The organism is Candidatus Woesearchaeota archaeon, from assembly GCA_027858315.1.
Classification (GTDB): Archaea; Nanobdellota; Nanobdellia; order Woesearchaeales; family UBA583; genus UBA583.
In genome coordinates this window covers 21,722-30,644 of sequence record JAQICV010000010.1, presented here as the reverse complement: position 1 = coordinate 30,644, position 8,923 = coordinate 21,722, and the positions used below count along the sequence as shown (strand labels likewise).

7 protein-coding genes and 1 tRNA gene are annotated in these 8,923 nt (G+C 24.2%); 4 read left to right on the top strand and 4 right to left on the bottom strand.

What is annotated here, in order from left to right:
* Positions 1-170: 170 nt before the first annotated feature.
* Positions 171-243: transfer RNA gene (locus PF569_00645), tRNA-Phe, on the top strand.
* A gap of 72 nt (positions 244-315) precedes the next feature.
* Here PF569_00645 and PF569_00640 read toward each other — a convergent pair.
* Complete coding sequence (locus PF569_00640; protein MDA3854734.1) at positions 316-1,260, bottom strand: hypothetical protein; 945 nt, start codon at positions 1,258-1,260, stop codon at positions 316-318.
* Between the two features lie 116 nt (positions 1,261-1,376).
* Between PF569_00640 and PF569_00635 the strand changes: the two genes are divergently transcribed.
* The 3 genes from PF569_00635 to PF569_00625 all read left to right on the top strand — a co-directional run bounded on the left by PF569_00635 (position 1,377) and on the right by PF569_00625 (position 5,892).
* Complete coding sequence (locus PF569_00635) at positions 1,377-3,056, top strand: DUF262 domain-containing protein (GenBank protein ID MDA3854733.1); 1,680 nt, start codon at positions 1,377-1,379, stop codon at positions 3,054-3,056.
* A gap of 120 nt (positions 3,057-3,176) precedes the next feature.
* Positions 3,177-4,709: a class I SAM-dependent DNA methyltransferase gene (locus tag PF569_00630; protein MDA3854732.1), complete on the top strand. Its 1,533-nt coding sequence runs from the start codon at positions 3,177-3,179 to the stop codon at positions 4,707-4,709.
* Positions 4,699-5,892, top strand: a complete 1,194-nt coding sequence (locus PF569_00625) for a restriction endonuclease subunit S (protein ID MDA3854731.1) — start codon at positions 4,699-4,701, stop codon at positions 5,890-5,892. Before PF569_00630 ends, PF569_00625 begins: the two co-directional genes overlap by 11 nt.
* A 35-nt stretch (positions 5,893-5,927) precedes the next feature.
* On the opposite strand, the gene PF569_00620 is transcribed toward PF569_00625, so the two are convergent.
* The 3 genes from PF569_00620 to PF569_00610 are packed head-to-tail and all read right to left on the bottom strand — an operon-like array spanning position 5,928 to position 8,880.
* Entirely contained in the window at positions 5,928-7,724 is a 1,797-nt protein-coding gene (locus PF569_00620; protein ID MDA3854730.1) for a DUF2326 domain-containing protein, read from the bottom strand.
* Positions 7,721-7,960: a hypothetical protein gene (locus PF569_00615; protein ID MDA3854729.1), complete on the bottom strand. Its 240-nt coding sequence runs from the start codon at positions 7,958-7,960 to the stop codon at positions 7,721-7,723. The genes PF569_00620 and PF569_00615 overlap by 4 nt, the downstream gene beginning before the upstream one ends.
* Entirely contained in the window at positions 7,954-8,880 is a 927-nt protein-coding gene (locus tag PF569_00610; GenBank protein ID MDA3854728.1) for a restriction endonuclease, read from the bottom strand. The genes PF569_00615 and PF569_00610 overlap by 7 nt, the downstream gene beginning before the upstream one ends.
* Positions 8,881-8,923: the final 43 nt, after the last annotated feature.

The window sequence follows — 8,923 nt, the reverse complement described above, 5'->3', positions numbered from 1 at the left end:
ATCTTATTTAATTCTTGACGAAAAGAATTCTCGTGAGGACTTATTTGTTTTTGTACAAGTTTACGAATCATAATAATTAAAGAAATTTGAACTTTATAAATCTACTTCGGATAAAGCCGTATAAAAGAAATATTTATAAATCAAAACCATTTCTTTTTTAATATACTAATGAGACCTTAGCTCAGTTGGTAGAGCACTACCCTGAAGAGGTAGGTGTCCCCGGTTCAAGTCCGGGAGGTCTCATTTATTTTTTGGGTATTCTTATAACTGGTCAAAATTGGACTTTTTTTTACGCTTTGAGCATTAATTCTTAGTTTATGTCATGTATTTAAAAAATGGATGTATAAAAAATTTATCTCCAGAGTTGTCAACATAAAATCTTAATTTTAAATTTGATAAAATAATTTGTGTAGTTTCCTTATCTTCTTCGATTAATTGCATTATCTTGCTTATTTTAACTGGCTTCTTCTCTTCATTTAAATATTGTAATATATCAATAGATTTAGAAATATAATCGCTCCCCACAATATAAGGATATAAGGCTTCAATCATAGTAAGATATAAAATAGTTATGATAAATAAAAACCAAAAAATTGGGAATTCTCCTTGAGTTAACACATATATTGGTAATAAATAAAATGTTATTCTAGATGCTGCAAAGATTTTCAAAAAATCAGTAATTTTTTCTTTAGACTCGTTTAATATAAAACTGGTACCTCTCATTAATACAAATAATAAAGCACTTAGAATCCAGAATATAACACTTATAATTTTAATATAGTTATTTGGGACTATAAAAATTAGATAACCTAAAGCTGCAATTTCAGCAAATAAACCTATAAAAACTCCAATTTTAAATCTAAAGAGATATTCTTTAGAGTCTTTATATAAACTAGGTAATTGTTTTATATACATTTCAATAGACATCTTACCAAAATAACCTACAACAATATATCCAATATATAATATATTTGTTATTGTGAAAGATATTGTAATTATGAAGTTTGCTAAACTTTCATTGTTTAAGTAATATTGTAATGTTGAAAATACTAATAATATTACTAACCAACCAATTATTTTTTTAAAATTATATTCTAATGGAGCTGAAAATATATTTCCCATAAAACTTACGAAAAATCCCATAAAAAATATTGATAATAAAAATAAGAATATTTCAAGTCCAAAAGAAAAATATGTTGCAGTTATAGCTCCAAGTAATCCATATTTTAAACTTACTCTATTCTTATATAAATTAGACATAAATATCTCAAATCTCTATTTTTTAAATATCTTGGTATTTTTATCTTTTGCTAAATTCCATAATGTAGTGTATGAAATCGAAAGTTTTATAGTATTCAAAGTTTATAAATTTAATAATGAAAGCAGTAGATGTACAATTCATGGATTTAATAAAGCAAGATATACAATTTAAAACTCCTATATATCAAAGAGTTTATGATTGGAGATATGAACATTGTGAAGCATTATTTAAAGATATAAAATCTTTATTAGATAATAAAAATAATCAGATTCACTTTATGGGATCAGTTGTATATATTACTGAAAAAGAACAAAATGCCAGTGGAACAAAAGAATATTTGCTTATTGATGGTCAGCAAAGAATTACTACGTTTACACTAATTTTTTTACTATTAGAAAATCTTGTCAAAGAAGATAAAAATATTGCATTGTCTGAAAAAATTAGAAATACATGTTTAATAAATCAATATTCAAGTTTAGATAATAAAAGTAAGTTAGTATTAACAAGAAGAGATAATACAATATTGCAAAAATTAATTAATAGTGATTCTCTAGAACAAGAAGAAAAATCTTCGAATTTATATAATAATTATTCTTTTTTAAAAAGTAAATTTTATGAACTATCTCAAATATATTCTTTACAAGAAATTTTTGATATATTAAGCAAATTAATGATTGTTGATGTGAGTTTAAAACAAGGTATGGATGACCCACAACAAATATTTGAAAGTTTAAATGCTACTGGAAAAGAATTAACAAGTGGAGACTTAATTAGAAATTTTATATTAATGAATTTAACAAATGAACTTCAAAATAGAATCTATAATAATTATTGGTACCCTATGGAACAAATATTAGAAGATGATTTGTCAGATTTTATTAAAGATTATTTGTATATGAAAAAAGGAGTTTCTACTAATATTAAAGATAAAGAATTATATGATGATTTTAAAAATTATTTTTATAAAAACTATACACATAAAGAAATAGAAGAAGTTGGTTTAGAATTGTTAAAATATTCTAGATATTATGATATTATATCTGAAGAAAAAGATGAAAATGAGAATGTTAATAAAGCTTTAAAAGACTTGAATAGTTTAGAATATGATAGTTACTATCCTTTACTATTAAGAATTTTTGATGAATATAAATTAAATAAATTAAAATCAGATGATCTTATTGATATTATTAAAGCTATAGAGTCGTTCTTATTTAGAAGAAGCATATGTCAAGTTCCTACTAATTCATTAAATCCTATCTTTAGAACAATGATTGGAAAACTTGATTTTAAAGAATTAAAAAACTCATTAATTGACAATTTAAAAGAAGGAGAAGATAATAAAAGATGGCCAGATAATAAGGAATTTAGTGAAAGTTTGAAATTTAGCAAATTATATGGAACATCAGCCCCATTAAAGATTCTTTTAATAGAATTAGAAAAATATGAAAATAAAGAAGCTAATAAGGATTTTAGTTCACTCTCAATAGAACATATTTTACCACAAACATCAGGAGATCCAGAAAAATTATCTAAAAATTGGAAAATAATGTTAGGAGATAACTATAAAGAAATCAGGAATGAATGGATTAATAAACTAGGGAATTTAACTTTAACAGGATATAATTCAGAATTATCCAGTAAAGATTTTGTAGAAAAAAAGAAATTATTCATAGAAAGTGGATTAAGACTCAATAAAAAAGTTGCAGATTATGAAGCTTGGAATGAAGACTCAATAAAAGATAGAGCTGATAAATTGATTAAAACTACTCTCAAAAGATGGGACTTTTTTGAATAATTTTATTTCTTTCATATTATTAATCTAAAGTTTTATATTTATATTCTTTATGAAGTTAAGTAAAACTAAATCCAGTTATAACTAATATTTATAAATCAGCTAATTTCATTTTCTATTAGAATGGCAGATAAGCTAGATTTTGATAAAGATTTATGGAAAGTTGCAGACAAACTTAGAGGTAAAATTGAGGCTTCAGAGTATAAACATATTGTATTTGGAATGATTTTCTTAAAATATGTTTCTGATTCTTATGAACATAGAGTTGAAGAATTAAAAGATAAATACAAAGATGATCAAGAACTTGATTTGATTTTAGAAGACAAGGATTATTATGATGGAAGTTTTTATCTTCCTAAAAAAGCTACTTGGAAATATCTTTCATCTAAGACTGAAGACCCAACCCTTCCAACTCTTTTAGATGATGCTATGATTATGATTGAAGAGAATAATAAAACCTTGAATGGAATTACTCCTAAAGTTTATGTGAGAAGTGGTTTAAATTATGAAACATTAGGACAAATTATTCATTTATTTTCAAAGTTAGAATTATATGATAATGGGAATGGAGAGAAAAAAGAGAAAGATATTTTTGGAAGAGTTTATGAATATTTCTTAATGAAATTTGCTCTAACTGAAGGAAGAAGAGGTGGAGAATTCTTTACTCCTCAAAGTATAGTTAAGCTTTTAGTTGAGATTCTTGAACCATACAAAGGACTTATTTATGATCCTGCATGTGGTTCAGGGGGAATGTTTGTTCAAAGTCTTAAATTTATTGAAAAACATCATGGTAAAAAAGAAGATATTTCTATTCATGGACAGGAAGCCGTTAGAACAACTTTTAATATTTGTAAGATGAATCTTGCAATTAGACATTTGGAAGGGCATATTGAATTAGAAGATACACTAAATGAAGATCAATTTCCTAATAAACAATTTGATTATATTATTGCAAATCCACCTTTTAATTTGAGGGAATGGAAAAAAGCAAATACTGACAATGATTCTAGGTGGCAATTTGGAACTGTGAATTCAAGGAATATTGATAATGTTAATGCAAACTATTATTGGATTCAACACATGTATTCTCATCTGAAATCGAGTGGAAGAGCAGGATTTGTTTTATCAAATGGTTCATTAAGTGATGGTGGGCAAGAGAGAGAAGTTAGAAAAAAATTAGTTTTAGCTGATGCAGTAGATGTTATTGTTGCATTACCTACTCAATTATTTTTTACAACTCAAATCCCTGCTTCTTTATGGTTTTTAGTTAAAAATAAAGAGTATAGAGAAAGTAAAACTTTATTTATAGATGCACGAAAGTTAGGTTCAAATATTTCAAGAAATCAAGTTGAGTTTTCTGGTGATGACATGAAAAAAATTACCGATAAAGTTAGAGCATTTAGGGGAGAAGAAGGAGTTTATGAGGATGAAAAAGGATTTTGTAAAGTTGGTGACTTTAATGAAATTGAAAAGAAAGGTTTTAATTTGAATCCTGGAAGATATGTTGGAGTTGCACCTGAAGATGAAATATCTAAAGAAGATTTTGAAAAAGAATTAAATGCTTTAATTTTGGATTTAAAAAACGAATTGAAAAAATCTGAAGATATTGATAAAAGGTTAAAAAATAATTTGGGTGAGCTAGGATATGAAATTTAGATCTGAAGAAGAATTTTTTGAACATGATGATTTTGGATTAATTCCGAATGATTGGAAAGTTGATAAATTATTTAATTTAGCTTTAAATTGTGATTCAAAAAGAGTGCCTTTATCTTCAGCAATTAGAAAAAAAAAGCAAGGCAATTTTAGATATTATGGAGCTTCAGGAGTGATTGATTATATAGATGAATTTATTTTTGAGGGGAGTTATTTATTAATTTCTGAAGATGGAGAAAATTTAAGATCAAGAAAAGCTCCTATTGCTTTTTTAGCATCAGGTCAATTTTGGGTTAATAATCATGCTCATGTTCTAAATCATGAAAATTTTAAAAGACTATTATATTTAAAATATTGGTTTGCTAATAATAATATTTCTAGTTATTTATCAGGTTCAGCTCAACCTAAATTATCTCAAGAAAATTTAAATTCTATATTACTTTTAATACCTGAAAAAAATGAGGAAGAAGAAAAAATAGTAGATATTCTTTCAAGTATTGATGATAAAATTGAAAATTTAGATACTCAAAACAAATTACTTGAAAATTTAGGAATAAAATTATTTGAAAAATATTTTATTAGATTTGAAGATTTTAAAGGTGAATTGATTTGGAATGATGAATTAGAAAAAGATGTTCCTAAAAATTGGAAAGTTGTTCAATTAAGTAAATTTATTAAATTTCAAAAAGGTAAGAAACCTTCTGAAGTTTTCGAGAAATATTCTGAAAGTTTAGTAAAGCAAATTTTAATAGAAACATTAGATGGAAATACTTCATTTTATGTTAAGCTTAAAGGTTTAGTGATTTCTGACAAATATGATTTAATTATGGTTATGGATGGAGCAAGTTCAGGTAGATTGGAGATTGGTTTTGAAGGTGCAATTGGTTCAACTCTTGCAAAAATTGAAATTAATGGCATTAGTAATTTCTATATATATTATTTTATACTTTCTTTTGTAGATGAAATTAAAAATAATACAACAGGTTCTGCTATTCCACATACAGATAAAAGTTTTATTTTATCCAGATATATGGTAGAACCTGAAAAAGAGTTAATTGATTTATTTGATAAAAAAGTAAAAGAAGTTTTAGATAAAATTTTTGAAAATAAAAAACAAATTGAAACTTTAACTAAACTTAGGGATAAATTATTACCAATGTTAATTTCAGGGAGAATTAAACTATAAATGAATTATATAAAAAAAGAACAATTATCACTAATTTAAAATAAATCCATTTTAAACAATCTTCCGTTATTTCCTTCATCGGATAATTTACAAATAATTTCTGACTCATTAAAATAGATTAAATTATCATTTTCATCTCTAGGTAAATCAGAATCAATAGCGGTTAAGATATACTGGATGTTATATGTTTTACAATATTCCTTAACTAAGTCTAAATAAATTATTTTTTTCCTAGGATCAACTGCTTCTAATATACCATCATGATATACAAATCTAAAATATGAATTATTTGAATATTCTATTAAAATTGCTAAATCAAATGCAGCACAAAGTAATTTCTTATGTGTAAAACCTTCAGATTCACTTGTTGGTTCTATTTTCTCACCAGAAATTTTGTAAAAATCAGCAACAAATTCAACATTACCTTCACCATTAATTCTTAAATGTAATAAAGCTTGTTTAAATAAAACACTTTTAATAATTTTTGTAAATCTTTCTTTTACTCTTTCAGCAATTTCTGTACCTTGATTAATACACCGTTCTATTTGCTTTTCAACTGTTTCTAATTCCTTTTCTTTTTGTTCAATTTCATTTTCTATTGCTATAACTTTATTTAAATTTTCTAGTTGATTTTTAAAACCTTGAATCTCACCTTCTGTCTTTGATAGTTCCTTTTGATATTCTTTAAATTTATCAAAACTATCTTTTTTCCTTAAAGTTTCAAGATTTTTTTCCCTAATCATGTTTAGATTTTTTAACTTTGTTAAAACACTCTCTTTCTCAAGATTTAATTCATTTAATCTTTTTTTCAAATCTTTCTGTCTTTGAGTTAATATTTGTTTATTAAACTCTAATAAATCCTCATATTCTTTTATAATCTTTTCATTAAATGATATTTCAACCTCTTCAAATGTTTTTTTAATTCTCTCAAGATCAAAATTAATTTTTCTATCTAAAGAATCGTTTATTTTTTCAATATCATATTTAATATTATATAATTGGTTGTTAAATTCAGATATTTCTTTTTCGACTTTTTCGACCAAGTTAGTATTAATACTTACTTCTCTTTCATGAAAATCAAATTTATCAATTTTTGAGGAAATTTCTTTTATCTCCGATTCTTTAAATTTAATTAAACTTTGCAATTTATCATAATCTTCTCGCTTATTATATAATTTTTCTTCAATACCTTTTTTAAAATTTTCAAGTTTTTCTTTATCTTTTTCAAGTTCATATTTCTCACTAATTAATTTATCATTAAAACCTAATAATCTACCCAAATATGGTTTCCACTCTTTATGTTCTCCTGATTGGAATTTTGAAATTTGAAAAACATCTTGATAATCTTTTTGAGTTCTCAAAAAATAACCAATACCTTTTCTAAAAGACCATTCAGAGCAAACATCAAATCCTAGATATAAATCTAATTTTTCAATAGCTTTTAAAAAAGGTTCATTATTAATACTCCATTCACTATCGTTTAAATTACTAAAATTTTGATATTTATCATCATGTAATTTAAAACTTATTTTTGAACTTCTTTCAACGCTTCTTTTAATTGTTAAATACTTACCATTGTTTAATTTAATTTCTAAAAAAAATTCAAACTCTCTAAATAAATCATAATGCTTTTTCAAAAAATGCGAGGTCAATGTTTTTTTTAATAACATGAAATCAATTAATTCTATCAATAAAGATTTACCCAAATTATGTGAATCTTTTGTTTTATCTTTTGGGTGTTTAATTTCAGCAAAAACGACATTAAAGCCATCATTAAACTGAATTGAATTAAAAATTTCTTCTTTGTTTGAATATATTCTACTTAATTTCATTTTTCTATATATATAATTGAATCTTTTTTAATATCATATTCAACTTTTCCCATTAAAAATAAAATATTTAATGAATCGATAAATACATATCTTGCTTTTCTTCCTAAAATACTTTCTAGATACTTTAAAGTGAAGTCATAACTTACAATTTTATTTTTTTTAAATAACTCTATTAAGACCGAAGTAACTCTAATAGTAGAAAGTTCTAAATTCATATGCTTTTGAGGTATTAACATTTTTCTTCCTCCATAACTGGAGATTTTCCAATATCACAATTAATATACATATAATGTAAAAACAATCTAATTAAACTTCTTTTTTTTATTTCGGGCATTTTTGATAAAATTTCATCATATAAAACATCAAAATTTTCTTCAAAAAACTTTACATTTTTTAATTTAGTAAATATTTTTTCTTGAAATTCCGATGAAACCTCTTTATACATCTCATTGTATTCTTCATTGATTGGATCTTGCAAAAATAAATCGATTTCATCAAATCTCAGATTGGATGATTTTAAAATGACTTCTTTATAGAAATCATTAGACATATTATTAATTTCATTTTTTTTCTCAATATCAAAAGCTTTAATCCTATTAACAAATTCAGGATTTACAATGTGATTAGTATTTTTTTCAAATTCATAAATTAATGATTTTAAATCTTCAGGATTTATTCTTAAAGGTTCTCTATACTTATTAAGATTATATCTACTAATCAAAGAGTCATCCATATATGAATTTAAATTTTCTAAACCCATAATATATACTTCTTTTACCCCAGTTTTTTCTTTAATATTATCAATTAATTTTTGATTCCCAATCCCTGGCAATTTTCTATTAGTAAACATCAAATAATAATCTAAATTACCTTCTTGAACTAAAGATTTAATTTTTGGAATCTCTTCATCTATAATTTTTATAAAATTAGAATCACTACAACTTGCGTTTAATTTTCCTGTTTTTTTTGCTTGAATAACAAATTTTCCTTCATAACCATTAAAATTTTTGGCAATTCCATGAAAAATACCATCTCTTCCTCCATCTTTTCCTTCGGAAAAAGAGATTGTCGCCATCCCTAAAATAGATCTACAAATATCATTAACCATTGATTCAAATTCTTCTCTCGATAAATCAATGAAGTGAAAAGTATTCATATATATAAGAATTAAAAAATTAGTTTATAAATTTTACTTTATC

What these genes read in the sequence shown, in the direction of transcription:
- PF569_00610 (MDA3854728.1), bottom strand. Translation starts at nt 8,880, where the DNA reads ATGAATACTTTTCACTTCATTGATTTATCGAGAGAAGAATTTGAATCA.
- PF569_00625 (MDA3854731.1), top strand. Translation starts at nt 4,699, where the DNA reads ATGAAATTTAGATCTGAAGAAGAATTTTTTGAACATGATGATTTTGGA.
- PF569_00640 (MDA3854734.1), bottom strand. Translation starts at nt 1,260, where the DNA reads ATGTCTAATTTATATAAGAATAGAGTAAGTTTAAAATATGGATTACTT.
- PF569_00630 (MDA3854732.1), top strand. Translation starts at nt 3,177, where the DNA reads ATGGCAGATAAGCTAGATTTTGATAAAGATTTATGGAAAGTTGCAGAC.
- PF569_00620 (MDA3854730.1), bottom strand. Translation starts at nt 7,724, where the DNA reads ATGAAATTAAGTAGAATATATTCAAACAAAGAAGAAATTTTTAATTCA.
- PF569_00615 (MDA3854729.1), bottom strand. Translation starts at nt 7,960, where the DNA reads ATGTTAATACCTCAAAAGCATATGAATTTAGAACTTTCTACTATTAGA.
- PF569_00635 (MDA3854733.1), top strand. Translation starts at nt 1,377, where the DNA reads ATGAAAGCAGTAGATGTACAATTCATGGATTTAATAAAGCAAGATATA.